The 26,995-nt window shown below is 60.4% G+C and carries 21 protein-coding genes, 2 tRNA genes, 1 rRNA gene, 4 pseudogenes and 2 other annotated features; of the genes and pseudogenes, 17 read left to right on the forward strand and 11 right to left on the reverse strand.

The annotated features are described in order from the left end of the window. Positions 1-34: 34 nt before the first annotated feature. The 3 genes from sppA (at position 35) to EL22_RS13260 (ending at position 3,319) form a co-directional block, all read left to right on the forward strand. On the forward strand, positions 35-1,030 hold the full coding sequence (gene sppA / locus EL22_RS13250) for a signal peptide peptidase SppA (RefSeq protein ID WP_050051954.1): 996 nt from the start codon (positions 35-37) through the stop codon (positions 1,028-1,030). Between the two features lie 99 nt (positions 1,031-1,129). Continuing rightward, positions 1,130-2,533, forward strand: a complete 1,404-nt coding sequence (locus EL22_RS13255; RefSeq protein ID WP_082146788.1) for a DUF373 family protein — start codon at positions 1,130-1,132, stop codon at positions 2,531-2,533. A gap of 54 nt (positions 2,534-2,587) precedes the next feature. After that, positions 2,588-3,319, forward strand: a complete 732-nt coding sequence (locus tag EL22_RS13260; protein WP_050051955.1) for a diphthine--ammonia ligase — start codon at positions 2,588-2,590, stop codon at positions 3,317-3,319. Between the two features lie 21 nt (positions 3,320-3,340). Here the strand turns inward: EL22_RS13260 and EL22_RS13265 are convergent, their stop codons facing one another. The 3 genes and pseudogenes from EL22_RS13265 to EL22_RS13275 all read right to left on the reverse strand — a co-directional run bounded on the left by EL22_RS13265 (position 3,341) and on the right by EL22_RS13275 (position 6,782). Continuing rightward, entirely contained in the window at positions 3,341-4,324 is a 984-nt protein-coding gene (locus EL22_RS13265; RefSeq protein ID WP_050051956.1) for an SDR family NAD(P)-dependent oxidoreductase, read from the reverse strand. Positions 4,325-4,448: 124 nt separating this feature from the next. Beyond that, positions 4,449-5,188: pseudogene (aglF, locus tag EL22_RS13270) on the reverse strand (UTP--glucose-1-phosphate uridylyltransferase AglF). 106 nt (positions 5,189-5,294) lie between these two features. Then, positions 5,295-6,782: a sulfatase gene (locus tag EL22_RS13275; protein ID WP_082146789.1), complete on the reverse strand. Its 1,488-nt coding sequence runs from the start codon at positions 6,780-6,782 to the stop codon at positions 5,295-5,297. A gap of 381 nt (positions 6,783-7,163) precedes the next feature. On the opposite strand from EL22_RS13275, the gene EL22_RS17310 reads away from it, so the two are divergent. From EL22_RS17310 to EL22_RS13295, 3 genes are all read left to right on the forward strand, one after another. Next, entirely contained in the window at positions 7,164-7,451 is a 288-nt protein-coding gene (locus EL22_RS17310; protein WP_050051957.1) for a hypothetical protein, read from the forward strand. 632 nt (positions 7,452-8,083) lie between these two features. Continuing rightward, positions 8,084-8,788 (forward strand): hypothetical protein, encoded by a 705-nt coding sequence (locus EL22_RS13290; protein WP_082146791.1) that lies wholly within the window; start codon positions 8,084-8,086, stop codon positions 8,786-8,788. Positions 8,789-8,846: 58 nt separating this feature from the next. Further along, on the forward strand, positions 8,847-9,401 hold the full coding sequence (locus tag EL22_RS13295; RefSeq protein WP_082146792.1) for an archaellin/type IV pilin N-terminal domain-containing protein: 555 nt from the start codon (positions 8,847-8,849) through the stop codon (positions 9,399-9,401). A gap of 3 nt (positions 9,402-9,404) precedes the next feature. Here the strand turns inward: EL22_RS13295 and EL22_RS13300 are convergent, their stop codons facing one another. Beyond that, positions 9,405-11,381, reverse strand: coding sequence for a hypothetical protein (locus EL22_RS13300; protein WP_050051961.1), 1,977 nt, complete (start codon positions 11,379-11,381; stop codon positions 9,405-9,407). On the opposite strand from EL22_RS13300, the gene EL22_RS13305 reads away from it, so the two are divergent. Further along, complete coding sequence (locus tag EL22_RS13305) at positions 11,380-11,727, forward strand: hypothetical protein (RefSeq protein ID WP_050051962.1); 348 nt, start codon at positions 11,380-11,382, stop codon at positions 11,725-11,727. The genes EL22_RS13300 and EL22_RS13305 overlap by 2 nt on opposite strands. A gap of 706 nt (positions 11,728-12,433) precedes the next feature. On the opposite strand, the pseudogene glmS reads toward EL22_RS13305, so the two are convergent. After that, positions 12,434-14,220, reverse strand: a pseudogene (glmS, locus tag EL22_RS13310) (glutamine--fructose-6-phosphate transaminase (isomerizing)). Next, entirely contained in the window at positions 14,220-15,404 is a 1,185-nt protein-coding gene (locus tag EL22_RS13315; protein ID WP_082146793.1) for a sugar phosphate nucleotidyltransferase, read from the reverse strand. The pseudogene glmS and the gene EL22_RS13315 overlap by 1 nt, the downstream one beginning before the upstream one ends. Before the next feature lie 577 nt (positions 15,405-15,981). Here EL22_RS13315 and rrf point away from each other — a divergent pair. The 3 genes from rrf (at position 15,982) to EL22_RS13330 (ending at position 16,691) form a co-directional block, all read left to right on the forward strand. Beyond that, positions 15,982-16,103: ribosomal RNA gene (rrf, locus tag EL22_RS13320) — 5S ribosomal RNA — on the forward strand. A 146-nt stretch (positions 16,104-16,249) separates the two neighbouring features. After that, a tRNA-Cys gene (locus tag EL22_RS13325) sits at positions 16,250-16,325 on the forward strand. 138 nt (positions 16,326-16,463) lie between these two features. Then, on the forward strand, positions 16,464-16,691 hold the full coding sequence (locus EL22_RS13330) for a hypothetical protein (RefSeq protein ID WP_050051964.1): 228 nt from the start codon (positions 16,464-16,466) through the stop codon (positions 16,689-16,691). Between the two features lies 1 nt (position 16,692). Here the strand turns inward: EL22_RS13330 and EL22_RS16200 are convergent, their stop codons facing one another. Together EL22_RS16200 and EL22_RS13340 are read right to left on the reverse strand one after the other, a co-directional pair. Beyond that, positions 16,693-17,601 carry a hypothetical protein gene (locus tag EL22_RS16200; protein WP_082146794.1) on the reverse strand — a complete coding sequence of 303 codons (909 nt, stop codon included), beginning with the start codon at positions 17,599-17,601 and terminating at the stop codon, positions 16,693-16,695. 75 nt (positions 17,602-17,676) lie between these two features. Continuing rightward, positions 17,677-17,916, reverse strand: a sequence feature (23S ribosomal RNA rRNA prediction is too short). Positions 17,917-18,162: 246 nt separating this feature from the next. Further along, positions 18,163-18,234, reverse strand: a tRNA-Ala gene (locus EL22_RS13340). A 146-nt stretch (positions 18,235-18,380) separates the two neighbouring features. Continuing rightward, positions 18,381-18,757: a sequence feature (16S ribosomal RNA rRNA prediction is too short), on the reverse strand. Between EL22_RS13340 and EL22_RS19355 the strand changes: the two are divergent. The 3 genes and pseudogenes from EL22_RS19355 to EL22_RS13355 form a co-directional block, all read left to right on the forward strand. Next, positions 18,755-18,874 (forward strand): annotated as a pseudogene (locus EL22_RS19355) (50S ribosomal protein L39e); the annotation flags it as partial. It overlaps the preceding feature by 3 nt. An 8-nt stretch (positions 18,875-18,882) precedes the next feature. Further along, complete coding sequence (locus tag EL22_RS13350; RefSeq protein WP_050051966.1) at positions 18,883-19,161, forward strand: 50S ribosomal protein L31e; 279 nt, start codon at positions 18,883-18,885, stop codon at positions 19,159-19,161. A gap of 1 nt (position 19,162) precedes the next feature. Then, the gene (locus EL22_RS13355; RefSeq protein WP_050051967.1) at positions 19,163-19,828 is read left to right on the forward strand and encodes a translation initiation factor IF-6; all 666 of its coding nucleotides are present in this window, start codon (positions 19,163-19,165) and stop codon (positions 19,826-19,828) included. An 87-nt stretch (positions 19,829-19,915) separates the two neighbouring features. Here the strand turns inward: EL22_RS13355 and EL22_RS13360 are convergent, their stop codons facing one another. Together EL22_RS13360 and EL22_RS13365 are read right to left on the reverse strand one after the other, a co-directional pair. Continuing rightward, positions 19,916-20,227: a hypothetical protein gene (locus tag EL22_RS13360; RefSeq protein ID WP_050051968.1), complete on the reverse strand. Its 312-nt coding sequence runs from the start codon at positions 20,225-20,227 to the stop codon at positions 19,916-19,918. An 81-nt stretch (positions 20,228-20,308) separates the two neighbouring features. Beyond that, a complete protein-coding gene (locus tag EL22_RS13365; RefSeq protein ID WP_050051969.1) occupies positions 20,309-21,217 on the reverse strand; it encodes an AEC family transporter in 909 nt (302 codons plus the stop codon). A 166-nt stretch (positions 21,218-21,383) separates the two neighbouring features. Between EL22_RS13365 and rpl18a the strand changes: the two genes are divergently transcribed. From rpl18a to EL22_RS13390, 4 genes are all read left to right on the forward strand, one after another. Next, a complete protein-coding gene (rpl18a, locus tag EL22_RS13370; RefSeq protein ID WP_050051970.1) occupies positions 21,384-21,560 on the forward strand; it encodes a 50S ribosomal protein L18Ae in 177 nt (58 codons plus the stop codon). Continuing rightward, positions 21,557-22,006 carry a prefoldin subunit alpha gene (gene pfdA, locus EL22_RS13375; RefSeq protein ID WP_050051971.1) on the forward strand — a complete coding sequence of 150 codons (450 nt, stop codon included), beginning with the start codon at positions 21,557-21,559 and terminating at the stop codon, positions 22,004-22,006. The genes rpl18a and pfdA overlap by 4 nt, the downstream gene beginning before the upstream one ends. Positions 22,007-22,020: 14 nt before the next feature. Beyond that, complete coding sequence (ftsY, locus tag EL22_RS13380; RefSeq protein WP_050051972.1) at positions 22,021-23,442, forward strand: signal recognition particle-docking protein FtsY; 1,422 nt, start codon at positions 22,021-22,023, stop codon at positions 23,440-23,442. Between the two features lie 322 nt (positions 23,443-23,764). Then, on the forward strand, positions 23,765-25,381 hold the full coding sequence (locus EL22_RS13390; RefSeq protein WP_197075915.1) for a type I restriction endonuclease subunit R: 1,617 nt from the start codon (positions 23,765-23,767) through the stop codon (positions 25,379-25,381). Here EL22_RS13390 and EL22_RS13395 read toward each other — a convergent pair. After that, a pseudogene (locus EL22_RS13395) lies at positions 25,354-26,913 on the reverse strand ((Fe-S)-binding protein); the annotation flags it as partial. The gene EL22_RS13390 and the pseudogene EL22_RS13395 overlap by 28 nt on opposite strands. Positions 26,914-26,995: the final 82 nt, after the last annotated feature.

Consider the following 26,995-nt stretch of genomic DNA (forward strand, 5'->3'; position numbering starts at 1 on the left):
CACGGAGGTAGGGCCATGAAACGAGGTGTCTGTCGTGGTTAGTCGGACCGAGACCGAGCGGCTTGCGATCGTCGTCGTCGGCGCGGCGGTGTTCGCCGTCGGTGGCGTCGTCCTGTTTGTCGTCTTCCCAGCCTCGCTGGCGGACCTACTCGGGATACTCCTGGCGCTCGCGGTCGCCGCCGTCGGGGTCCGAATCGCCGGCAATATCGCGAGTTCCATGTTTCCGGGCTATAACGTCGCCGAGGTCGCCGTCGACGGCCCGATCAGCCGCGACGGCGGCGGCGGTTCGCTGCCCTCGAGTCCGGGCTCGACGCCGGCCGACGACATCGTCGACCAGATCGATCGGGCGGACGAAGACGGGAACGTCGAGGCGCTGTTGGTGAAGCTGAACACGCCCGGTGGCGAGGTCGTCCCGAGCGACGATATCAGGCTCGCGGCAGAGCGCTTCGACGGGCCGACGATCGCGTACACGACCGATCTCTGTGCCAGTGGCGGCTACTGGATCGCCAGCGGCTGTGACGAACTGTGGGCTCGAGACGCGAGCATCGTCGGCTCGATCGGCGTCATCGGCTCCCGGGTCAACGCGAGCGGGTTGGCCGACAAAGTGGGACTCTCCTACGAGCGCTTCGCCGCTGGGGACTTCAAGGACGCCGGCACGCCGCTCAAGGAGATGGACGAGGAAGAACGGGAGTACCTCCAGAGTCTGATCGACGACTACTACGAGACGTTCGTCGAGCGGGTGAGCGACGGGCGCGACCTCGACGCCGAGTTGATCCGCGAGACGGAAGCGCGGATCTACCTCGGCGAGGACGCCCACGAGATGGGTCTCGTGGACGAACTCGGCACGAGGCGGGACCTCGAGGACGAACTCGCGGATCGGCTGGCGATCGACGAGGTGGCGGTCGAATCGTTCGAACCACCCAAGCCGCTGATGCGACGGGTCGGCACCGGCGCTCGCGGAATCGCCTACGCGTTCGGTGCGGGCATTTCGGGTATGGCTGAGGATCGAGGATTCCGGCTCCGGAGCTGAGCCGGCCCGGTACTCGAGGGCGGTTTTTCGGCGCGGCTCGTCTCGCGAACGGACGGCCGAGTGCGTGGTTTTATCGTGGCAGGGCGTCGAACGTCTACCGTGACTACGCTGGTCATCTGTCTCGACCGGACCGACGACGTCGGCCGCCGGACCGGCCTCCAGTCTCCAATCGTCGGCTGGGAGGCAGTACGCGCGCTCGTGACGGACGTCGGGCTCGCAGATCCCGAGGACTCCGGCGTAAATTCGTTGCTCGAGTCCCTTCGGGTCGCCCAAAACCTCCGCGACGAGGACGAAGAGACCGTCGTGGCGGTCGTCTCGGGCGAACGCGAGTCAATGGTCTCGGCGGATCGGGCCGTCGCGCGCCAGCTCGACGACCTCATCGCCGACTACGATCCGGACTCGGCAGTGGTCGTCATCGACAGCGCCGAAGACGAGCGGCTGGTTCCGATCGTCGAGAGCCGCGTGCAGGTCGACTCGGTCGACCGGGTCGTCGTCCGACAGGCGCGAGACATCGAGTCGACGTACTACCTGCTCAAACAGTTTCTCGCCGACGAGGAGTTGCGCCAGACGGTGCTGGTCCCCATCGGGCTCACTCTGCTCGTGTTCCCGATGCTCGCGACCGCCTTCGGGCCGGCGGAAGGGGCCGCCGCGATCACGACCGTCATCGGCCTGTTCTTGCTGTACAAGGGGTTCAACATCGACGACCTCGTGACCGGGTTCGCCCATCAGGTCAAAGAATCGCTGTACACCGGTCAGGTATCGGTCGTCACCTACGTCGTCGCGGCGGGACTGACCTTTGTCGGCGTCTTCGTCGGCGCGCTCGGCGTGTCCGGCCTCGAGGAGACCCAGAGCGGAGAGGTGTTGATACCGGCCGCGGTGTTCGCCTTCGAGGGCGTCCCGTGGCTGGCGACGGCGGCGCTGACCGCGAGTGCGGGGCGCTTGCTCGACGAGATCATCAGCGACCGGCCCGTGCGGGCCTCGTACCTCAATCTCCCCTTTATCGTCGTCGCGATCAGCTTCGTCGTGCGGGGTTTTTCGGCGTACTTTCTCGAGACCCAGGACCAGATCGGCCCGTTGACCGTACCTACCCTCGACCTGGGTTGGCGAACGATCACGAGCTTCCAGACGACCGCGGGCGAGCGCCTCGCGGTGTTCGTCCTGCTCGGGATCCTCGTGAGTCTCGTTGGCGTTCGCGTCGCCGCCTCGTTCAGCGAGCCGGCGGCGGACTCGACGACCGACGCCGACCGATCCGACGGCGGGCAGGCGGCCGACGCCGACCTCCCCGATCCCGGCTCCGAGTCGGAGCTTACGGACGGCGGCGCGCGGTCGCCGCAGGCGAGCGACAATGGACCGGAGTCGACTGACGACGGCTCGAGTGCAGTCGATGCCGGCTCGGGGTTGGCCGACGACGGCTCGAGGTCGAAAGCGCCTGACGAGGGCTCGAGCACCCGCAAGCCGGATCGAAACGCGACCGACAGCCGCGACGGGCCGGACCGCTCCTGACGGCCGCCGTCACGCACTCGGCACCCATTTACCCGCGGCGACGTACACTCGAGCATGACCGATCGAGCAGGCGCGTGGCTCAGTCTCTTTTCGGGCGGTAAAGACTCCTCGTGGGCGTTGTACCAGGCGCTCGAGCGCGGCCTCCCCGTCGAGCGGCTGGTGACCGTCCATCCGGCGGGCGATTCGTACATGTACCACGTCCCCGAGACCGGCCTCGCCACGCTCGCGGCCGAGAGCATCGGGATCCCGCTGGTCGATGTCGAACCGGACGATTTCGACGCGGACGCGGTCGCGGACTCGAGCGCGCAGGGAGACAACGAACTCGAGCCGCTCGAACTCGCACTCGAGGGGCTCGCGACCGATCTCGAGGGCGGAATCGCGGGCCTGACCGCGGGAGCGGTCGAGAGCGAGTACCAGACGAGCCGCATCGAAGGGATGTGCGATCGACTCGAGTGTGACCTGTTCGCGCCGCTGTGGCGAGAAGAGCCGCGGGAACTCGCCGACGCGATGCTCGAGGCGGGGTTCGAAATCGTGATCGTCCAGGTCGCGGCCCACGGCCTCGACGAGTCCTGGCTCGGGCGCACGCTCGACGCCGACGCGCTTTCCGACCTCGAGGAACTCAACGACGAGTACGGCGTCCACCTGCTCGGGGAGGGCGGCGAGTTCGAGACGCTGGTCGTCGACGGCCCGCACATGGATCGGCGGATCGACCTCGAGTACGATCTCGAGTGGGACGGCACTCGCGGCCGGATTCGCGTGACCGAGGCGAGTCTCGAGGACGCGTGATGCGAACGGAAGACAGTTAGCTCAGGAGTCGAGCACGAGCGGTTCGTACCACTCTCGATTCGCTCGATACCAGTCGACGAACTGGCCGACGCCCTCGCGGATCGCCGTCGAAGGCTCGTACCCGATCAGATCGCTCGCCTTCGAAACGTCGGCGTGGGTGTGGCGCGCGTCGGCCTCTTTCGGCTCGGTGTACTCGATACCAACGTCCGCACCCGTCTGCTCGATGACGTGCTCTGCCAGCGCCTGGATCGTGATCGTCCCCGTCGAACCGATGTTCATCACGGTACCGTCGGCGGCGTCCGTCTCGAGTAAGGAGAGATTCGCGTCGACGACGTCGTCGATGTAGGTGAAGTCCCGGGTTTGCTGGCCGTCGCCGTAGATGACCGGCGGGTGACCGTTGAGACAGCGGGAGGTGAAGTTCGTGATCGCCATGTTGGGCCGCATCCGCGGGCCATAGACCGTGAAGTATCGCAAGGAGACGGTGTTGACATCGTAGAGGTCGTCCCAGACCCGACAGTAGTGTTCCGCCGTGAGCTTCGTGACGCCGTAGGGGCTTTGGGGAACGTTCTGGTGGTCCTCATCGTAGGGGAGGTAGTCGACCTCGCCGTAGACCGACGACGACGACGCGTTGACGACCCGCTCGAGGCCGTGTTCGTCCGCCGCGATCAGCAGGTTGAGCAGGCCGCCGGTGTTGATCTCGTGGGGCTTTTTCGGGTTCTCGACGCTCGTTCTGACCCCGGCCTGTGCGGCCTGGTGATACGCGAATTCGATGTCGTTGCTCGAGACGACCTCCCGAACGAGCGCTTCGTCGGTGATCGAACCCTCGACGAACGTGAACCGGTCGCCGCCTTCCGCTCGGCACCGCTCGAGGTTCCGCTCTTTGATCGCCGTGTTGTAGTATGGATCCAGTACGTCGAGGACGACGACCCGGTGGCCCTCCGCGAGCAGCCGGTGGGCGATGTGAGAGCCGATAAAGCCCGCGCCACCGGTGACGAGAACGTTCATACCGGCCTAGATGCGAAGCGGTGGTTAGTCGCTTACGGACCGTCCCAGCCGCTGAGTAGACTCGTGCAGCGCGAAGAATAGGCGTTTTACGTGGCGTAGCACTACTATAGCCACTCGAGCGATCTCAGTCGGTGGTCTCGGCGACCGCACCGGACTCCTCTGTGATCCGGTCTTCGGCTCGCTCCCGGTCCTCGGGGTAGCCCACGTCGATTCGCCAGCCGTCCATTCGGAGCGCGTCGATGGTGCGTCCGGACTGGATCAGCAGGTCGATCGCGTCCGGGAGTTCGTACTCGCCGCGATCGGAGGGCTGGACGAGGTGGCAAGCGTGGAATATCGCCGGCGTGAAGGTGTAAAAGCCGGTCATCACGAGGTTCGACGGCGGATCATCGGGCTTTTCCATGACTTCGACGACCTCGCCGTACTCGTTCGTATCGAGGACGCCGTAGCGGGAGGCCTCTTCCCACGGCACTTCCTCGACGAGGAACGCGGCGTCGGCGCGGTCCTCGCGCTGTCGGTTGATCACGTCGCCTAAGTTCCCGCGGAAGACGTTGTCCCCGAGCATCAGGACGAAGTCGTCGTCGATGTGGGGTTCGGCCTGCAAAATCGCATGAGCCAGCCCGAGTTGCTCGCGCTGGTGGCGTAGGTGATCGGCACGCCCTGGTACTCGTCGCCGTAGCGTTCGATAATCTTCTCTTTCATGTAGCCGACGACAACGACGAACTCGTCGACGCCGATCTCGAGGAGATTGTCGAAGACGTCTTCGATGAGCGGTTTGTCGTTGACTTCCACGAGAACCTTCGGCTTGTCTTCTGTGAGTGGCCGAAGGCGCGTACCCTTGCCTGCGGCGAGGACGACAGCCTGCATATCCAACACGGACACTACCTGCGGACAAATACTTTCGGTTACGTCGACAGAATCCGACCAGTTCGCCCGCTCGAGCGGGCGAGTCGATCCGGACCGAGACGGCAAGTCACCGGTAGCCGAGCGACTCGAGCCGATCGAGGACCTCCTCCTCGTCGTCGTACTCGACGGAATCGCCGTCCGTGTCGTCCGATGGCCCGGTTTGAGGGTCGTATCGCGCGAGAAGATCGTCTAACTCGTCTCGAAGCGTTGCGAGCGTATCGGATCGTTTCTCGGCCAGGTTTTCGGTCTCCTCGGGATCCGCCTCGAGATCGTAGAGCTGTTCGGACGCCCCGTGGGGTCGTTCGCAGTACCGACAGGTCGGGTCGTCCTCGACCGCCCGGAGGTACTTCCAGCGATCGGTTCGAACGCCCCTGAAACGCTGGGTGTTTGCCTCCTCGAGCAACAGCGACTCCCGGCGTTCCCAGTCGTCGCTCTCGCCCTCGAGCAGCGGACGAAGCGACTGTCCGTCGGCATCGAACGCCTGTTCGTCGGGAATATCGAGCGCGTCGAGGATCGTGGGCGCGATATCGGTGATGCTCACCAGTTCGCTCGACCGCTCGACGCCGGCGTCGGACTCGGGCGGGCGAACGACCAGCGGAATCCGCGTCGTCGGCTCGTAGAGGCCGTGGTGTTCGAAGTAGATCTCGTGTTCGCCGAGCGACTCCCCGTGATCCGCGAGGACGACGACGAGCGTCTCCTCGAGCAGGTCGCGGTCTTCGAGGGCCTCGAGCAGCCCCTCGATCGTTCGATCCGCCTCCGTCGCCGCCGCGTCGTACTGCGCCCGCGCCAGTGCCGTCCCGACGCCAGCCTCGTGGTCCGCCCACCGCTCGTTGTCCTGATTGACGACGCCGCCGGGGGTGAGGCTGTTCGCGGTGATCGACCCCGTTGGGAACTCCTCGGCGAGCGCCGAGAGCGGGCGATTCTCGTATTCGTCGGTGTCGAGGTACCGTTCGACGAGTTCGTCGTCGACGTCGTACGGCGTGTGAGTGTCCATCAGGTGGACGAGCGAGTAGAACCGCTCCGACTCATCGAGGAAGTCGGTAAACTCCGCGACGACGCTGTCCTCGTCGTCGCTGCCCGTTCGATCCGTGAGCGCGTTGTACGTCCGAGAGAGCGTATCGCCGATCGCCGGATGGATGCCGTACAACAGGCTGCTGGCGGACTTCTCGAGAGACTTGAGTCGCCAGTGGGCCGAGGACAGTTCCGGGTATCGATCGAACCCGCGACGGTGCCAGCGTCCGAGCGGACGACCGAACGCGGCCGTATCGTAGCCTCGCTCCTCGAGGACCATCGGGAGCGAGGTGACGCCCTCGATCGCTCGTTTTTCCTCGTCGGTGACGTGCGAGCCGTGATTGAGCACGCCGTGCGTTCGCGGGAATCGACCCGTTTGCAGCGACGTGAGCGCGGGATCGGTCGCGTTCGTCGTGCTGTAGGCCCGCTCGAAGACGGTTCCCGCCGCGGCGAGTTCGTCGATCGTCGGCGTCACCCGCCGTCCGTCGTAGGCCCCCACTCGATCCGTGCGGAGGGCGTCGACGACGACCACGAGTACGTTCATTACCGACACTATTCAGGTCGCTCTCTAAAATATAGTGGTCTCGTGTCGGGTACCAATCGTCTCGTCGATACGGTGGGTATGGCGGCGTTCGACAGCCACGATCAGTTAGAAGTTTTAGATTAGTATATTTACAATTATATTAATAAATGACTATAAGTTCACTCAATTTATGAAAGAAGTAATAATAACCGGAAGGGAACTGCCGGTATGCCCGTCAGCTTCGTCGTGTGACAAGTGAGTTGGATTAGAACTACTGCGTCATCGTGAGGCAATCGGAGAACCGTCGAGAACCGACCTTAATCGAGGGAATGCGCCGATGTCGCGCGGGAACTCGCCCAATGGAACCTAATCATTTATGTTGAAATAGGGCCAAAATGTGGTATGGCGACCGCAGATATTACTGACGGTGCTGAGGCTGCTGAGGCTGTTGACCGACCTCCTATCGAAGACGCACGCGATGAACTGCAGACTGCTGTCCCCGAGGCAGCTGAAACCCTTCGTGAACTACTTGATGCCGATGATGAGGGCGTGCAAATTCGAGCTGCCGAAGCGATCCTCGATCGAGCGGGAATCACCAAAGGAAAACGAGTCTCAGCCACATCGGCCGCAAAAGATGTTGGTGGCGAGTCGTCATCGTCGTTCGACGATCCCTTTGAAGATTTCATCTAAGCGATGGGAGGACTCGGCTCCGGCCGATACGAGTATGCGACGACACCGACCGTCGAAGACTGCCGTACCCTCGACGTGAACGAGTTCACCGACGCTGTAGACCGTTCTGGGACGAGCACCGTGTTTCGCTGGGGATCGGAAGACGACCCGACCGCGTCGATCGTCGTGCACCTTCTCCCCCGGAGTGACGAGGTCGAGAAGGCGACTGCGGTTCGTCTCCGATACACGATTACCGACGGACGTACTCGAGAAGAAACCATACACGACTACTGCGTTCCCCTCGAGTATACGGAGTGCAACTTCGGTGGGGAGCGTCCCTGGTTCCGATGCCCAGGTATCGTCGACGACGAGAAATGTGGTCGGCGTATTTCGAAGCTCTATCGCCCCCCTCGTGGCGATCTCTTCCTGTGTCGCCACTGCTACAACCTCGGTTATACCTCGAGCCGAACATCGGGTGACGAACTGAAGCAAGCCGAGTTACGGTATCGGCGCGCCTACGCGAAACTCGACGAACAAGGGCGGCGGCCACATCCAAACAGTGCTCAAGTCCCGGATATCCCCAATCGACCGAAGGGGATGCACCACGACACGTACGAAGCTCTTGTTGACGAACTTACGCAGGCGCGTCTGGAATGGGAGGATGCCTCGATGAAAAGGTTACGTCAAATGACGCGAGATCTGGAGCGCGTCTAACGTGGCTACGTAACGAAACACAAGAACCAGATACCCGGCACGGCAATATACAGGCAACTCTCGTGACCAACGTCGATAACGAAGCCGAAGACGAACTGCGTTGGACAGCGGACGGTATCGAGTACACACCACACTCGATGATGCATAAGGCGATCGTCAGAATGGACCCGACAAAGTTGGAGATGCTCGACGGCTTCGAGCGTACGGATGCCGGACACAAGTTTGCCCCCGAGGACTCCAACGTCCGCGTGATCGTCAGTGGCCGTGACTGGTCTGAAAAGCGCATCCTGATCTACGGGAGCAAGTCCACTGAAGAAGCCCGCCGGCACGTCGAGACGATCGTCGATCGCGTTACCGAAATCGATCACAACGCCGAACTCGTCAATGGTCCCGAAATCAAGAATATCGCCGTCAATGGCAACCTGGAAACACCTATTCAACTTGAACCGTTAACCGTCGAGCTCACCGCCGAAGGAATCGACGTCGAGTACGAACCCGAGCAGTTTCCCGCTGCAATCGTGAAGCTCGAAACACCGCCGGTTACGTTTTTGCTGTTCTCGACGGGCAAATTCGTGATCCAGGGACTGCGCGGATTCGGTGACATCGAACCAGCAATCGAACGGATTCAATCACTCCTCGATTAAACTCCGATAATCATTGGATACGACAGTTAGTATTAAACGGTGCCGTTTTCATTATTTAATGTACGAGACGGCCTCTGACGGAGATAGACGCGCACAAGCAGGCATTGGGACGCTGATCCTATTCGTAGCGATGGTACTCGTCGCTGCGCTAACCGCAGGCGTCCTGATGAGCACTGCTGGCGTCCTTCAGTCACAGGCCGAAGCGACCGGGCAGGAAAGCATCGCACAGGTGTCGAACACCCTCGAGATTTATACGACGACCGGGACCGTCGACGCCGACGGCAACATCGATTCGATCGAGATGACGGTGAGTCTCGGGCCCGGATCGAATCCGATCGACCTCGAGAATATCGTCCTCGATTACCTCGGACCGAGTGACCACGCCTACGTCAGCGGCGTGCCGGTCTCGGTCCACGGCAGCGATAGGCCGGTGCTCGAGGACGGTCAGGACCGCGGCACCATCACCCTCGATATCGAGTCCGAAGCGGGCGTCCTCGAGCCGGGCGACGACGCGGTCGTCAAAATCGTTACCAACGACGGCGCACAGATCACGACGGAACTCTCGGTACCGACCACGCTCGACGCCGCCGACGGTGACACGGTTCGGCTCTAAAGATCACCGTGTCGACCGGCGGACGTTCTGCCGGATCGACCCAAATATCGACTCGATTGAAACACCTTCCTCGAACTCGAGTTCAGTCTGTGCCTGGCTGCCATCCTGCAACGTCGACTTCTCGAGTGTGAGGACCTCGCCGAAGATTTCGACCTGGTAGGCAAAGCCGGGCCAGACGACCTTCGGGGCGACCTCGAGCGAGCCCGTCGTTCGATCGACGCTGGCCAGATTGAACAGTTCGTTTCGCGTCTCGACAGTCAGCTCGGCGAGCGTCGTCGCGTCACTCACCACTGGCGGACCGGGGACTTCTCCGTGCTCTGCGATCTCCTCGCTGAGCCGGATCTCGATTTCGATTCGCTGGCCCTCGCTATCCGGCTCGCCGAATCCTTTGAGGACGTTCGCGTAGTCACGCATATCCCGCTTTTTCGTCTTCGAAAGTCGCCGCCAGTCCGACTCGAGTTGGATCTGACCGGGAGTGAACGATGCGCCCTCGAGGCCGTCTGTTGGCCAGGTCGGCTCGGGGTTCGACGCCGAGAAGTCGATCGACGCCGGGAGAAACGCCATCCCCACTTCGTCGTGCAGGTCGCCGAAGTTCTCGTAGTGGCTGCCAGCTAACTCGAGATCTTCGATCACGCGGAGGTCGTTCGTGTCGACGCTGAGTTCCCAGCCATCGATCACCTGCCCTTCATACCCATAGCGAGGAGTTTCGTCCTGCGGATCAGAATCAGTCCGTATACCGAGTGCAATCTGCCCATTGACGGTCATCGTATCGGTGTTCGACTGGAACTCGGCGCTGGCCGTATTGGTCTTTGTCTGGACGGGCTCCTCTCCGAAGGACACACTCAGTTCGAGCAGTCCGTTCGTATCGATTGTGTCAGCATCGACGTACGCACGGGTGATATTCGTCGACGTTTCAACATCGACCGCTTTGAGAATAACGGGGTTCTCGGGAGGGGGGCGGTTGTACGGCCGGTCCAAGTGTCCGCCAGGCTCGTGGACGTCGTTGTCAAAGTTGTCGAAGTCGTGGAATCGCTGGTCGAAATACACGACTGCATCGACGACGTAGGGATCCGTGCCGCCGGATTGTGTGATCTCGATATTGCCGCCGACATCGCCACTGCGTCCATCCCAGAAATCCTGCATAGTGCTCGAGAGATCAACCCACCGAGGAGACGTACTCTCGGAGATATTGCTCCGGACAGTTACTTCTTGGAACGTTCCGTCCGCCGCCGAGTACGTGATGTCTCCCGTATCTGGGCCGAAGATCCCTTCGCGCACTGCAAAGCCAATATGTTCTGTTGGGATATCGTACCCGAAAAATCCTATCAGATGGAGGATGGGACTATCGGAGGTATCCTGTGCAGCGCCGTCCGTATATTCCGGATCTGTTGGACCGGTCGAACTCCCAGTGTCTGTTGAGATGAACGCTGTGTACTGAAGAAAATACGCATTATAATCCTCACTGAGCGTGATCGGGTGGGCGGCAGGGTCGAAGTCCTGCTCCTCGAGCGGAAACACTGCGCTGAGGTCTTCGACTGATGGAGTGTCCTGGAGCAGGAGGTCCTCGTCGACGAGCTCCGGCTCGGGTTCGAGTACGTCCCACTCCCAGTCGGTGAGATACGTGTCGGCGTAGTCCGCGATCGCCTCGTAGCCAGCGATGCTCTGGTAGTGAACCTGCGCACCGCCACGTTTCAACAGCCCTGTGAGGTCCTGTCCGCGAACGGTCATCAGGCCGTCCGGGTCGCCTTCTGTGATATCGACTTCTCCCCGGTAGATCAGATGCTCGACGTCGTCGTCATCGACCCAGTAGGCTTTGGCGTCGGCGAGTTCGAACCCAGAGAGGTCCGCACGGTACTGGGTCTGGACGCTCCACTCGTCCGCCGCCGACAGACTGATCGGGAGGTTTGGGGCGATACTCTCGTCTGGGGAGATGGTTTTCGTCTCTCCCTCAAGTTCGAATTCGAATTTGTAGCCACTCATGATGGGTGAGTACGTCGGTCAAACTATCTCACTCGGCGGCACTGTCATCGAAACAGACCCGCTCGTCATCGAAGTTGAACATGAATATGGAACAGACGAATACAGAATCCAGAACGCTCCAAACGCAGAAACTGGTCAGCACCTCCAAGTATTTGCAACTGTCCACTCTGACAACATTCTCGAAGTCCACAACGCAACCATTCGCGATAGTTGGGAACGAATCTATCTGTACGTAATCTCGCTCATCGGAACCCTCTGGGTCGTTACTCGGGCGTTCAATCACTGGCGGATCGATACTGAGGCAGTTGGAGTTGTACCTCGGCAAGATGGTGATCACGATGCCTGACCTCCTCACCCACGTCCTAACTGCCTACATTGTCGCAACAATCCTTTCGTGGCGATACACCCAATAATCGCACCATACATGACTATCGTAATGGCAGGAGCCATGGTTCCAGACCTAAGCCGGCTTGACCTTCTCATCTCTGCTTACACGATTGAATCTACCTTCGGACTCCCATTCGACTGGGGGAACGTTTCATTCACTTGGTGGCGCAACTCTTGCCATCGCAGTTGGGTCTCTATTGACTCCATCTAAATACCGACGGAAAGCCGTTGCAATGCTCGCGCTAGGTGCACTCCTGCATCTGTCCCTTGAGCTGTTCCGAATTAAACCGTCAGGTCACTCGTATACAGTCCTCTGGCCACTTACGCAATACCAACCGCCAACACCGAACATCTATCTCAGCAGTGATCGCTGGCCAGCACTCGTCACTACCGTCCTCGCAACAATCGTCTGGACCTCTGACCAACGAATCGACACCACAGAGGCCGACCGCCGATAGAAAGTCCTGTCTTCCGTGGCAACTTGTGATAGGCAGGGGATAGCCACACCAAACTTAGCGCGAGCTAATTTCATTGATTCGATAATATTATTCAGTTAATGGTATCGGGTGGTGAATGTTAGCAGTAACAGAACGTATCTAAATATCCCTTGCCCACAAGACACTGGACATGGTGGGGTAACTACCCAAACAACGCCCCGGGATCCACTACTCGACAGTCACACTCTTGGCCAGATTCCGGGGTTTGTCGATCGAACGCCCCATCCGGTTTGCGACCCAGTACGAGACTAACTGTAGCTGAATGTTCGCAAGGATCGGTGTAAACCGCGGTCCTGCAGACGGCACTTCGAGGATGTGATCCGCATACTGTCGCACGTCCTCGGGCGAGTCTGTCACCGCAATTACGGGGCCACTGCGAGCTTCTACTTCCTTCACATTGCCAAGCGTTTTCGAGGCGTTCGAGCCGGTAAGCATCGCAAACACTGGTGTTTCCTCCGTCACTAATGCGAGTGGTCCATGCTTCAATTCACCCGCAGCGAACCCTTCGGCGTGCTTGTACGTGATCTCCTTCATCTTCAGTGCACCCTCGAGGGCGACGGGCGCAGTATATCCACGGCCGATGAAGAAGTACGCTTCACTCTCCTCATAGATCTCCGCAATAGCTCGAGCGTTCGACTCATCCAGAACCTGTTGGATCTGATCGGGCAGATTTCGAAGTCGCTCGACGAACTCCATTGAGTTCTCCTCAGCCAATACACTCGAAAGCATCGCCAGGGCAACCTGCTGGCTGGCGAACGTCTTCGTTGCGGCGACCCCAATCTCTGGCCCAGCCCGGATATACAACACGTGATCACATTCGCGTGCGGCCGAACTGCCGACGACGTTCGTCAGCGCAAGTGTCATTGCACCAACCGGTTAGCCGCTCGCAATGCACTCATCGTATCGGCAGTCTCACCGCTCTGGGTGACCCCAACGACCAGCGTCTCTGCAGAAATCGGAATCGTGTCGGCATCATATTCACTAGCCAGGAAACACTGTGCCTCGATGCCTCGCTCTCGAAGTAATCGAGCACCATACAGCGCAGCGTGATACGAGGTTCCACAGGCAACGAACTGGACTGGACCATCGCAGTCCAGTTCGGCTATCTCCTCGACAGTGACGGTCCCATCAAATTCGCTCACACGCTCGCGTAAACACTTCCGAATTGCCGTGGGCTGTTCGTGGATCTCCTTGAGCATGTAGTGATCGTGGCCAGACTTTCCTGCGTCTTCTGGATCCCACTCGACTGTCTCGACGGCCGTCTCGACGACAGCTCCCCGCTTGTCGGTGACGACGATCCCCGACGGGTTGATCCGAGCGAACTGCCCATCCTCGAGATAGACCACGCGATCCGTATACTCGATGAAGGCCGGGACATCACTCGCAAGATAATAGCCATCGTCCCCAATACCAAGCACCAGCGGCGACTCATTACGAGCCACGTACACCGTTTCACTTCCATCAAAGACGGCCGCCACGGCATAGCTGCCCTCGAGTTTCCCCACTGCGTGCTGAAACGCTTCCTCCCGACTCGCTCCGTCTGCACGCGCCGACTCAATCAGATGGGGCACGACTTCGGAATCCGTTTCACTGTCAAACGTGTGATCAGCTGCTTCGAGATCGGTATGTAGTTCCTGGTAGTTCTCGATGATCCCGTTGTGGACGACCGCTACTCTCGATTCACAATCCGTATGTGGGTGTGCATTCGAATCCGTGGGCGGCCCATGAGTACTCCAGCGGGTGTGCCCGATACCAGCCCGACCGTTGAGATCCCCCTCCGGGAGAGCCTCCTCGAGTGCAGACACCTCGCCCTGGCGCTTGTGCACCGAAAGCGACGAATTCGCGACCGCCACGCCAGCAGAGTCATAGCCACGGTATTCCAGGCCCGATAACCCAGTCATCAACACTTCGGAAACGTCCTGTCCAGACCCAGTGTACCCAATAATCCCACACATTACGGCCGCACCTCCGTCTCTTCCGACAGCGTCCCGCGAACTGTCGCCCCAGCCTTAATAGTCGCTTCGGGACCGACGATTGCACCAGGAACGTACGTACTTCCGCCGTGGTCATTGACGCGATCGGCCAACAGTGCTCCAAGATACTCGTCTTCGAAGATACGATTCCCGACGCGGACGTCACCGGGACCGCCAGGGATGGTCGTCCCATTCCCGATCGTCACACCAACACCCGTCACACAGTCAATCACAGTGGCCGACGCACCAACCCGCGTATCGGCATCGATGACACTCCGTTCGATAACCGCGTTCGACCCGACCGTCGCGTTCTCGCCCAGACACGCATACGGCCCGATCACTGCACCCGCTCCCACCTCACAGTCAGGCCCAATCACAACTGGTTCGCGAACGATAGCTGACTCGTGAACCCTCGCAGAATCAGCAACGTTGTCGTCTCGACTCCCCTCGATGATTCCTGCCTCAAACAAATCGAATGAGACATCGAGCAGGTCCCACGGGTAGGTCGCATCGACCCACAGCCCCTGCGAGATAACACCATCAACCGTCGCGCTTGCCTCGAGTAACTCGGTGATGCCGTCGGTCAGTGACTGTTCTCCAGCGCGCGGTTCAGCAGCTCGAATCGCATCGAAAATTGCCGGCTCAAATGCGTACACACCAGCGTTGAACCGATACGTGCGCTCGTCTATCGGGTTCTCCACGATCTCCGTTACAGAGCCATCTTCGACGAGGACGCCACCGTAGGGTTTGACATCCATTCGGGTGAGCAATCCGAGCGTCGCTGCTGCCATCCCGTCGTGGGCCTCGATTACGTCACGAATGATCGGGCTCTCGACGAATTGGTCGCCATTGACCACGAGTGTCGACTCGTCGACTTCGGACTCGGCGGCGAGCAAAGCGTGTCCGCTTCCAAGTTGCTGTTCCTGTGTAACGTAGGTCAGTGGAACGTTCCGATAGGTCGGGCCGAAATACGCTTGAACGCGGTTTTTCCCGTATCCGACGACAACAGTGATCTCCGTCACACCAGCCTCGAGCAGCTGATCGAACACATGCTCGAGAATCGGTGTTGTCGCGGCAGGGAGGAGCGGCTTGGGCCGATAGCGAGTCAACGGCCGAAGCCGTGATCCCTCGCCCCCAGCGAGGACAACGGCAGAAGTCACATCCATATGATCAACCCACATTCATGATAACTTAGTAGTTTCTAAGACGATTGCATCCATATTAGCTTGTTGAGATGGTAATAACAAGATACTTTCCCTTCGGATGAACCCCGCTTCGTCGTTACCCTCTGGGAACTCTTGTGGTGCTTACCTCGCTCGAGATACAGAAAGCGTCCGTACTGCCCAACCAATCCGCTCAGCTGCATCGAGAAGGACACCGGAGAGTAATATCCCAATTTTGGTGGTGGTGGCGTGACATCCCCAAGCCGATCAATGGGGAGGGCGGCCACAAATTTTATATTTGCCATCTACACGGGAGATTTTGGCTATATTACACTCGTACTAACGTAAAGACAAAATGTGAATTTTGATAGTGTCGATCAGAGAGGGACCAATCATTCAAAGACATACTCTCTCATACGGGGCAAATGCGAGTTTTGGGCCATAAACGAATATCACTCCATCCGAAGCGGACCACAAATCGGCGATAGCGTTCGTCACGATTGATTCGTTAGCCTTTCTGGCACATCCTGAACGGAAAGAGGAGGATTCCAAATCCACTGTAAATGAACGGTGTTTTGTTTAAGGCGGCCATAGCGGCGGGGTTCCTCCCGTACCCATCCCGAACACGGAAGATAAGCCCGCCTGCGTTTCGGTCAGTACTGGAGTGGGAGACCCTCTGGGAAATCCGATTCGCCGCCCCTTTTCATACTACTCTATTACCCTCGACCAGTGAAATCGCTGGTTGGGGGTTTCGTTATGTATTTGAGTGCCAACAGTTGCGGCTCCCGGTCGTGATTGCTATCGGGGACCGTAACCGTTATGCGCGCAACTCGTCTATAATCACTCGCGCCAAGGTGGCAGAGTCCGGCCGAACGCAGCGGCCTGCAGAGCCGCCCACCGCCGGTTCAAATCCGGCCCTTGGCTTACATCAAAAACCTTACAATCCAATCGGGTTGGGGGTATTCAGGCATTTTATACGCCTGAAACTACACGTTTCTATAACTCCGAAGAGTGTCATGAACCATATTCTGCAATAGCGACAGCTAACGGAGGTGCTGTCGAATGAGCGGGCGATCATACGAAGGTCCCGCTCTCGACGGTACGGTTCAGTACATTACGGAACGTCCAGAACTTGAAAAAGAAGCCGAGAGTGTCGTCTACGCGACTGATCCCGAGGATATCGGTGAGGAACGGACCGAGGGCATCCCGGAGATCGACAGCGATGGGGAGGTTGAGCGTCCCGACGTCGACGGCCAAACATCGTTCGCAGACTGGGGGTGGTCGGCGTGAGCTATACGCAGACATGTGTTGGGTGCGAGGGAGCACCATTCACAGCAGCTGCGCAGTACTGTCCCTGGTGCGGCATCCAGCTTGAACAGGGTGAGCTGGCGTGACGGACATCGTCACTCAACTTGAGCGCTATGTCGAAAACCACCCCGATGCGACTGCCATGGAGATCCTCGCGAACGTTCGGGGTGCTCACCCGGATCAGTATCGCGGCGTTGTCGAAGCCATCCTGAACGGTGACGATCCCGGACCTGTTGACGACGTCAACGACACCGAGAACGAACAGGTAACCATTCATGGGCGCTGTCATGCGGATTCGGATGAACAACAGAATGGACCGTACGCCGATCTTGAGTGGGAACCGAACCGCGATGTCTTCCCTGAGAGAGCTCTCGAATACGACCACTGGATGCCCGTCGACGGGAAGCTGCCGTTCGCCCCGTACGCGTCGACGGAAAATCGGTGGAGTTGGTCCGACCCAGAGAACTGGACTGACCTCGAGAGCGCCACCGAGTGGTGCGAGATGCATCCTCGGCTGACTGGCCTCGCGTTCATTCTCCAGTCGCCACACGGCCAGTACAACGACGACCCGGACCCAATGCTGTTTGTCGACTACGACGACGTCGTCGACGAGACCGGCGAGCCGTGCGACGAAGCCCTCGAAGTCATGAATCGGCTCGGGTTGACCTATACCGATCTCTCGACATCCGGGACTGGTGTACACCAGGTGTTCGAAGGACGGCTCCCCGAGGGCACTCGAACCATCCAGTTCGAGCTTCCCAACGACGCCGGCGAGGTCGAGATCTACGATCGCAAACGAGTGATGGTCGCGACAGGCAAGCACATTCCCGGGACGCCCGAGGACATCGAGCCCGTCGACGGCGACGCTGTCCAAGCGCTGATTGACGAACACACCAGTGGATCACGATCGTCGACAACCCGTGAGGATTGGGAACCCGAGTTCGATCGCGACGATCTCGAGAACATCGACTCGAGTTCGAATATTAACGCGATCTTCGACGCCATCCGCCAAGTCGAACCCCGAGATATCCGACATCGCGAGTTGCTTTCTTTTCCTGTCGATACTAAGATGTTTCAATTCTCGACGTTCCCCATTGCGCGAAGCAATTGCGGTGGGGATTCCCATTCGGAAATCCTACGTTCTTCCCCTCCGTGCGGGTCCCGTAGGCTTATCGCAGCTTGGCACGTCCTTCTTCAGCTCTTGAGCCGAGCGATCCACCAGCTGGCACAGTAGCCACGTTCTTTCGGATCAGTAGTGACCCGGGAACGGGTCCAGTGGACGCCTGGACTACACGTACACACGGTCTCATCTGCACGCCCGTAGACAGCGGGCCTGCATTAACCCTTCCCACCCACGCTTGCGCGGAGTGGTGCATCGGTTCTTGCTTCGGATTAAATCACAGCGCCGTCACCCACTTAAGGGGCACGATTCGCTTCGATCTAACCCGACTCATGGACCCACAGGGATTCGAACCCTGGGCATCCTCCTTGCAAAGGAGGCACTCTACCACTGAGCTATGGGCCCACCCCCGCCTCATCGAGGCCGGGGATCAAACGCGTCGTTAGCCTTGACAGTTCTAAGGTGCTCGCTCGGCCCTGCGCGGGTCCGAACTGTGGACGCACGACTTGTGGGCCGGGGCGTCGCCCCGGTCCCGGTCTGTGGAGGTGATCCAGCCGCAGATTCCCCTACGGCTACCTTGTTACGACTTAAGCCCCCTTGCGAAGCCCAGATTCGACCGGCGGATGCCGGCCTCATCCGGACCTCACTCGGGTGCTTTGACGGGCGGTGTGTGCAAGGAGCAGGGACGTATTCACCGCGCCCTTCTGAGGCGCGATTACTACCGAATCCAGCTTCATGCGGGCGAGTTTCAGCCCGCAATCCGAACTACGATCGAGTTTCGGAGATTAGCGTCGCCTCTCGGCGTTGCATCCCACTGTCTCGACCATTGTAGCCCGCACCGAGGCGACGGATGGACAAGATTTTAAGCCAGCGCGGGTTACATCGGCCCACTATGGGTAAAAAATCGAAGGGCAAGAAAAAACGTCTCGCCAAACTCGAGAACCAGAACAGTCGCGTTCCGTCTTGGGTCATGCTCAAGACCGACATGAACGTCCAGCGAAACCCCAAGCGGCGCAACTGGCGGCGTAGCGACACCGACGAGTAAGGATATCTATGAGTGCAACTGATTTCGACGAACGTGTCGTTACCGTCCCGCTGCGTGATGTCAAGAAGGGCGCGAACCACGAAGCCGCCGGTCGCGCGATGACAATCGTCCGCGAACACCTCGCGAAACACTTCGCGGTCGACGAGGACGCCGTTCGACTCGACCCCTCGATCAACGAGGCCGTCTGGGCCGACGGTCGGGCGAACCCGCCGCGAAAGCTTCGCGTTCGGGCCGCTCGGTTCGACGAGGACGGCGAGGTCGTCGTCGAGGCCGAGGTCGCCGAGTAACTTGCGACGCGCTTCCTTCACCGGATCGTCTTACATCGGCGTCTTCGCCCGTGCGACCGACTCGTGTCTGCTCGTTCGGCCCGACGCCGACGACGACACCGTTGACGGGCTCGCGGACGAACTCGAGGTCGATCCGGTACGGACGACCGTCGGCGGTGCCTCGACGGTCGGGGCGCTCGCGACGGGCAACGAGAACGGCCTGCTCGTCAGCACGCGCGTGCTCGAGTACGAACGCGAGACGCTCGAGGATGCCGTCGACGTTCCCGTCGCGGAGCTTCCGGGGAGTATCAACGCCGCCGGCAACGTCGTGCTGGCCAACGACCACGGCGCGTACGTGCATCCGGATCTCTCGCGGGACGCGATTCAGGTCGTCAAAGACACCCTCGAGGTGCCGGTCGAACGCGGCGACCTCGCGGGGGTCAGGACCGTCGGCACCGCGGGCGTCGCGAACAACACGGGCGTGCTCTGTCACCCGAAGGCGACGGACGCGGAACTCGACTTACTCGAGGAGGCACTCGACGTCCGAGCGGACGTTGGGACGATCAACTACGGCGCGCCGCTGGTCGGTTCGGGGCTGCTCGCCAACGACTCGGGCTACGCCGTCGGCGAGGACACGACGGGGCCCGAACTCGGTCGGATCGAAGACGCGCTCGGCTACATCGATTGATCGATTCTATCGATTGATTGGCTGACCTGCTCGATCAACTGGGCAGAGCCATCGAGTGATCGATTGATCCGCTCGTCGATCGACCGGTTACCGTTTTTCGAACTCGTGTCGGACGACGTCACTTTCTGGATCCCACTCGAAGTGCTCGTGAGCGCGCTCGAGCATCGACCTGTAGGCCTCGAGATCGTCGACCCCCTCTTTCCGTGCGTCTTCGTCGGTCAGGTCGCCGAGCGTTCGGTCGGTCGTTTCGACGACTTCGAACGTCGTCCCGTCGATGGTGAACGTATCGCCGGCCTCGGCGTACTGGTTCCCGCGGTGGATCTGGGTGACTTCGCCTTCGAGTGCTCGCTCGCGCATTCGGGGACTCGGCAGGAGTTCGTCGGCGTCGAGTTCGCTCATAGTTCGCGTTCGCTCTCCGGCCGGAAAACTGTCCGGCCGGTCGATTACTTCTGTCAGCCACGTCCGTACTCGCGAGTAGCGTTAGCCGACCAGCGTGATCAGCACGAACAGGCTCGCGATGGAGACGAGCGTCGTCACGAACACGTTCAGCGACGCGAACTCCTCGTCGCCGCCGAGTTCGTTCGCGAAGACGAACGTCGAGACGGCCGTTGGCGTCCCGAACATGACGACCGTCGCGGTGAACGTCGCCTCGTTGACCGAAAGCGCCGAGAAGACCAGCCACGCGAGCAACGGCATACAGACGATTTTGAGGGCGACGACCGAGCCGGACGCGCCGAAATCGATCTCGGGTAGATCGATCTCGAGCGACGCCCCGACACACAGCAACGCGAGGGGGAGCGCGAACGCGCCGACGATGTCGAGGACGCTCACGGCGAGTGGAGGGACGGTGGCCGAGGACGAACCGACGCCGAGTCCCGCGAGCAACGCGAGAAGCACCGGATTCGTGAACAGGCCGGCAAACTCCCGTGCGATCCGCGTCTCCGACCCGTTGACCGACACGAGGATGAGGACCGTAAGGGGTACCTGCGTCAGCGAGATGATCCCGAGGACGACGCTGGCGATAGCTGCCACGTCGGCGTCGAACGTCGCAACCACGAGCGGCAGTCCGAGATACCCCAGATTGGAGTGATACGACTGGACGATCGCGACGCTCTGGCGCGGCCTCGAGTCGCGGTTTCGGTGGACGATCCAGGCAAGTCCGACCGTCGCGAATAGGACGAACAGCGAGCCGACGAGCAGCGTCGTCGAGAGCAGGTCGCCGATCGCCCGGTCGTACGTCGAGATGAAGATCAGCGCCGGGAGCGCGACGTAGTAAGCGACGGCGTTCAGTCGCGCGGTCCTGCCCGTATCGAGGACGCCGCTGGTCCGCAAGCCGGTTCCGACCAGCAACAACGCGAGCAGTCCCAGCAATCGACCGACGACTTCCATGCTCCGGCACAAATGGTGGGTGGCCTTTTAGCGTTCGGTTCGGCGCAACCGCGGCGCGAACGCATGCGAACTGATTTTCGATACGAGTCGGTCCACACTGTCTCGATCGGACCAGTCGCCGAATGGGAAGGCAAGGTTCTTCCGACTCCCCGACGGAAGAACGTGCATGAGTGAGTTCAACGTCAGCGGTCGATTCAAGAACCGGGATGGCTACGCGTCGTTCGAGACGACGATCGACGCCGAAAACGAGAACGTCGCCCGCGAGCACGTCCTCTCCCAGATCGGGAGCCGACACGGCGTCAAGCGTACGGGTATCGAACTCGAGGAGGTGTCCCAGCGATGAGTAGTCAACAGGAACTCCAGCAGCTCTCCCAGCAGATTCAGGAGCTCGACGAGCAGATCGAAGCCCTCGAGGGGAACGTCGAATCGATTCAACAAGAGCAGACGGAGGTCGACGAGGCCATCGAAGCCGTCGAAACGCTCGAGACGGACTCGGTCGTGCAGGTGCCACTCGGCGGCGGCGCGTACGTTCGCGCGACAGTCGAAGACATCGACGAAGTGATCGTCGAACTCGGCGCGGACTACGCGGCGGAGTTCGAGCAGGACGGCGCCATCGACACGCTCGAGAACAAAAAGGAGAACCTCGACGACGAGATCGACGAGGTCAACGCGCAGATTTCCGAACTCGAAGCCGAGAGCACGCAGCTCGAACAGCAGGCTCAGCAGCTCCAACAGCAGGCGATGCAACAGCAGATGCAGCAGATGCAGGGACAAGGTCCTGACGAGTAAGTCGACCGCCACCCATGTTCGATAACCTGAAGGAGAAACTCGGGAGCTTCCGGAAAGACGCCGAGGCGGCCGCCGAGGAGAACGCCGAGACGGTCGAGGACGCCGACGCAGCGACGGAGGCGGACGACGCCGACGAGTCGCTCGAGGCGGCCGACGACGCGCCCACCGAATCCCCCGACGCATCCGGCGAGTCCGACGATGCGTCCCCGCCGCTCGAGGCGGACGCGGAGAGCGAGCGCGTCGACGCGGAGGCGACCCCGGGATCACGAACAGATACCGCCGAAGCGGCCGTGGGCGACGCGTCGACCGATCGATCGTCCGAAGGTAGGTCACAGCCCGAGGCCGTCGCCGATTCCGCGAGCACGCCAGACGGGGCCTCGCCGAGCGAATCGGCGTCGACGGCGGTCGAACGCTCGTCTCCGTCGGGAACGGGCGGCGTGACGGCTGGAACGGCCGCCGACGAGCCGGAGACGGCTGATACGGACGCGGCGGCTACCGAGGAGACCGCGGACGCGGATGACTCGGACGACGACGAGGAGAGCAACTCAACCGGCTTCGGTCGCAAGGCCAAGTCGCTCGTCCGCGGGAAGTTCGTCATCGAGGAAGACGACCTCGAGGCACCGCTGCAGGAACTCGAGCTCGCTTTGCTCTCGAGCGACGTCGAGATGGGCGTCGCAGAGGAGATACTCGACAACATCCGCGACGAACTGATCGGCGAGACGCGGACGTTTACGACCTCGACGGGCGACGTCGTCGAGGAAGCGTTGCGCGATGCGATCTACGACGTCATCAGCGTCGGCCAGTTCGATTTCGACGAGCGCATCGCCATCGAGGACAAACCGGTCGTCATCATCTTCACCGGCGTCAACGGCGTCGGCAAGACGACGTCGATCGCGAAACTCGACCGGTATCTCGAGGAACGGGGCTTCTCGAGCGTGATGGCGAACGGCGACACCTATCGTGCGGGTGCCAACGAGCAGATTCGCGAACACGCCGAGGCTCGAGACACCAAACTGATCGCCCACGATCAGGGCGGCGACCCCGCCGCGGTGTTGTACGACGCGGTGGAGTACGCCGAAGCACACGACATCGACGTCGTCCTCGGCGATACGGCGGGTCGGCTCCACACCGACGAGGGCCTGATGGACCAACTCGAGAAGATCGACCGCGTCGTCGGTCCCGACATGACCCTGTTCGTCGACGAGGCCGTCGCCGGACAGGACGCGGTCAACCGCGCTCGAGAGTTCAACGAGGCCGCCGAAATCGACGGGGCGATCCTGACGAAAGCCGACGCCGACTCCAACGGCGGTGCGGCGATTTCGGTCGCCCACGTCACCGGGAAGCCGATCGTCTTCCTCGGCGTCGGCCAGGAGTACGACGATCTCGAGCGGTTCGATCCCGAGGAGATGGCGGATCGGCTGCTCGAGGACGAGTAATCGGTCTCGATCTGGTGGCTTTTCCTTCAGGTCTCGTTTTCGAATAGATCCTGCTGCAGGAATACGGATGCTTATTGAGCAATGAGGTATCCGACGAACACGAGAATCCCTCCAACTGCGAGACTGGAGAAGATCCCAACCAGGCGCGAATAACGCTCCCTGTTCCCTCAATCGAGAAACAAACTCGAATAGGAAATTTCTTGTCGGATTTAGACACAAATATCCGTCAAGAAACACAACAAAAAGAAAAGCTTCAAGACATCAAACACGGCCTCATGCAGGATCTCCTCACTGGCAAGGTTCGCGTCAACACTGACTGACCATGCCCGACGAATATGCCGAGTCTGAACGCCCGGCCCTCAAAGCTCTCCAGCAACTTGGCTGGGAGATCGTCGACCAACAGCAAACATCGTGGTTCGATCCTCGTGAGACGGAGACCTCAGCTGTACTCGAATCGCGCCTTCGCGACGCCGTCAAACGCTTGAATCCGTGGCTAAACGAGAACAATTTGAACAAGGCTGTTCGCGAGGTCGAGCAGGTCGCCGGGACGAGTACGATGGACGAAAACGAACAAATCCACGAAATGCTCGTCCGACACACCACCGTCGAACAGGACCGCGGCCACGGGAAGCAATATCAAACAGTCCAGTACATTGACTACGAAAACCCCGAGAACAACGACTTTTTAGCGCTCAATCAGTTCCGGGTTGAGGGGGACGTCGAAGTAATCAAGCCCGACATCGTGTTGTTCCTCAATGGCATCCCACTCGGCGTCATCGAGTGCAAGAGCCCACAGATTCCGGAGCCGCGATCGGAGGCCCTCAATCAACTCACGCGCTACCAGAACGAACGGGATGGCAAATCAGAGGGGGCCGAGGAACTGTTCCGGTACAACCAGTTCTCGGTCGCCACCTGGATGGAAGGCGCGGTGATGGGCACGTACCAGACACCGAAGGATCAGTACAAGCCTTGGCGGGACGCCTACCCGTTGGAGGACGACGAACTCATCGACCTGTTCGGGCTGGAGGGGTACCTGCCAGACCAGTACCGGATGCTCTATGCACTGTTCGAACCCGAGAGGTTGCTTGACCAGCTACGGCACTACACGGTGTTTGAGGAGCGCCAAAGCGGGACCATCAAGATGGTCGCCCGCTACCAGCAGTATCGAGCGGTCCGGAAGGCGCTCGAACGAATCGATAAGCGCGGGCGCCATGAAGCCCAGGGCGGCGTCGTCTGGCACACACAGGGGTCGGGGAAGTCACTCACGATGTTGTTCCTCGCGCTAAAGCTCCGCCGGCTCGAGGACGACCCGACGCTCGTGCTGGTCACCGACCGGCGTGCGCTCAACGACCAGATTCACGCGACGTTCCAGCGGTGTGGGTTCCCAAATCCGAAGAAAGCCCAGAGTATCGAGGGTCTCCGTGAACGACTCAGCTACGACGCGGGCGAGACGATCACGACGCTCATCCACAAATTCCAGACTACCGACGACGACGATGGCGAGGAAGACGAGTTCCCGGTACTCTCCCGCAACGAGAACGTTTTCGTGATGGCCGACGAGGCCCACCGAACGCAGGACAAGGAGCTCGCGAGCAACATGCGGACAGCGCTCCCAAACGCCTTCTACGTCGGATTCACCGGAACACCCATCGAGAAGGACAAGCGCAATACTCGGCGTACTTTTGGCAACTATATCGACACGTACACCATCGACCAATCGCTCGAGGACGGTGCGACGGTCGAAATCCTGTATCAGGGGCGTCTCGCTGATATTCATCTCGAAGGCGAAACGCTCGACAAGCTCTTCGACCGAATTTTCGCGGACAAGACGGACGATGAGAAGGCAGAGATTCAGAAGCGGTATGCCCGGTCACAGGACCTCGCGGAAGCGCAGACCCGAATCGATCGCGTTACGTGGTGGCCGGCGAGTTCGATGTAGAGGAACTCCTCGCCGACTCGGCGGATGTCGTTGCCGTCGTACTTTTCGTCCTCGAAGAGGATGCCGAAGCTCACGTCGGCTTCCTGTAAGATGGTCGCAAGCGAGCGGGCGACCTGCTTGTTGCGCTCGTCGTAACTGGGGTAATCACCGACGTACCAGAGGTAGTCGACTTCCTGTTCGCGGGCGTCGGTAACCTCGAACGCGAGGTCGTCGGCCCAGTCGGCGCGGGTGCGCTGGCTGTTACCGAACGTGTTGCCGTCTTGCATGACGTTCTGGAAGACGTCCTGCATCGAACTCGAGACGTCGCCCTGATCGGTCATCTGGCGGTTGAGCTTGGTGAAGGAGTTCAGGTGCTCGATCTCGACGGGGCAGGCGTCCATGCAGGCCATACAGGCCATACAGGACTCCATGGTCTCCGTATTAATGACGCTCGTGCCGCCGTCGGCGACGATCGGTTTCTCCTCGCCGCCGGCGTCTACCTCCTCGCGGTAGGATTTGAGGTCGAGGATGACGTTGCGCGGATCGAGCGGGCGGTCGGAGGCTTTCGCGGGACAGACCGACGAACAGCGGCCGCACTTGGTGCAGGCGTCTTGGTCGAGAATGTCCTTCCAGGTGAAGTCGTCGATATCCTCGGCGTTGGTCGCGTCCAGATCCGCGGGGACGCCCGGAAGGCGTGTACCGGCCTTCTCGTCGCGCGTGATGACGTTGGCGAACGACGAAAGCATGTGGAACGGTTTGGCGGAGGGAATCCACGCGATAAAGCCGAGCGCGAGCAGCGAGTGGCTCCACCAGGTCAGCCAGTGTAGGGTTTCGGCGTTCGCACCGAAGACGCTCACCGCCTGATAGGTTCCCGGATTCGTGGCTGCATCGGTCATGGGTAGCCCAACCGCGCCGAACAGCATTGCGAGGCCGTAACCGACGAAGCTGACGATTTCGTGGGCGGGCATGCCCGTGATGTAGATCCGCAGGCCCTCGAGGAGGAAGCCGCCGACGCCGAGTCCGAACAGCGTCCAGATGAAGATATCGTCTTCGTTGGAGGTGTGACGCCCCCAGAGGCGTTCGTTGCGCACCCAGTACCGGCGGTAGATCGCCATGCCGATGCCGACGACGAACAGCAGCCCCATGGCGTCGACCATGAACTGGTAGGCCAGATAGAACTCGCCCTCCCAAAACTGGATGCCGAGCAGGAGGTCGGTGCCGTAGCTCTCGAAGGCGATGATGCTCGTGGCGATAAACAGAGTCAGAAAGCCCCACATGAGAAACGAGTGCATCAGCCCGCCGTAGAGATCGCGGTTGAACTGCTTCTCGTTCGAGAGGACGAGCTTTGCGGCGCTGACGATTCGACTCGGCAGGTCGTTCAGCCGCTCGAGCGGATCGTCGTCGCCGTCAGTATACCGACTCACGCGTTGATACACGCCGTAGGCGAAGACGGCGAGGACGACCGACACGAGAAAGTAAAACAGGAGCTTCTCGACGCCGTGGAGTCCCAGGTACATCTCTCTGGAAGCGTCCGCCTGTACAACGGTTTTCATATATTATGTGGGCGAGCGATAGAACTTAATTCTTCTCACACTGAGTGGAACAGTCGTTGTATTCAGTATGGGAGTTTCCGCC

This window comes from Halostagnicola sp. A56 (assembly GCF_000691505.1).
In the GTDB taxonomy this organism is placed as follows: Archaea; Halobacteriota; Halobacteria; order Halobacteriales; family Natrialbaceae; genus Halostagnicola.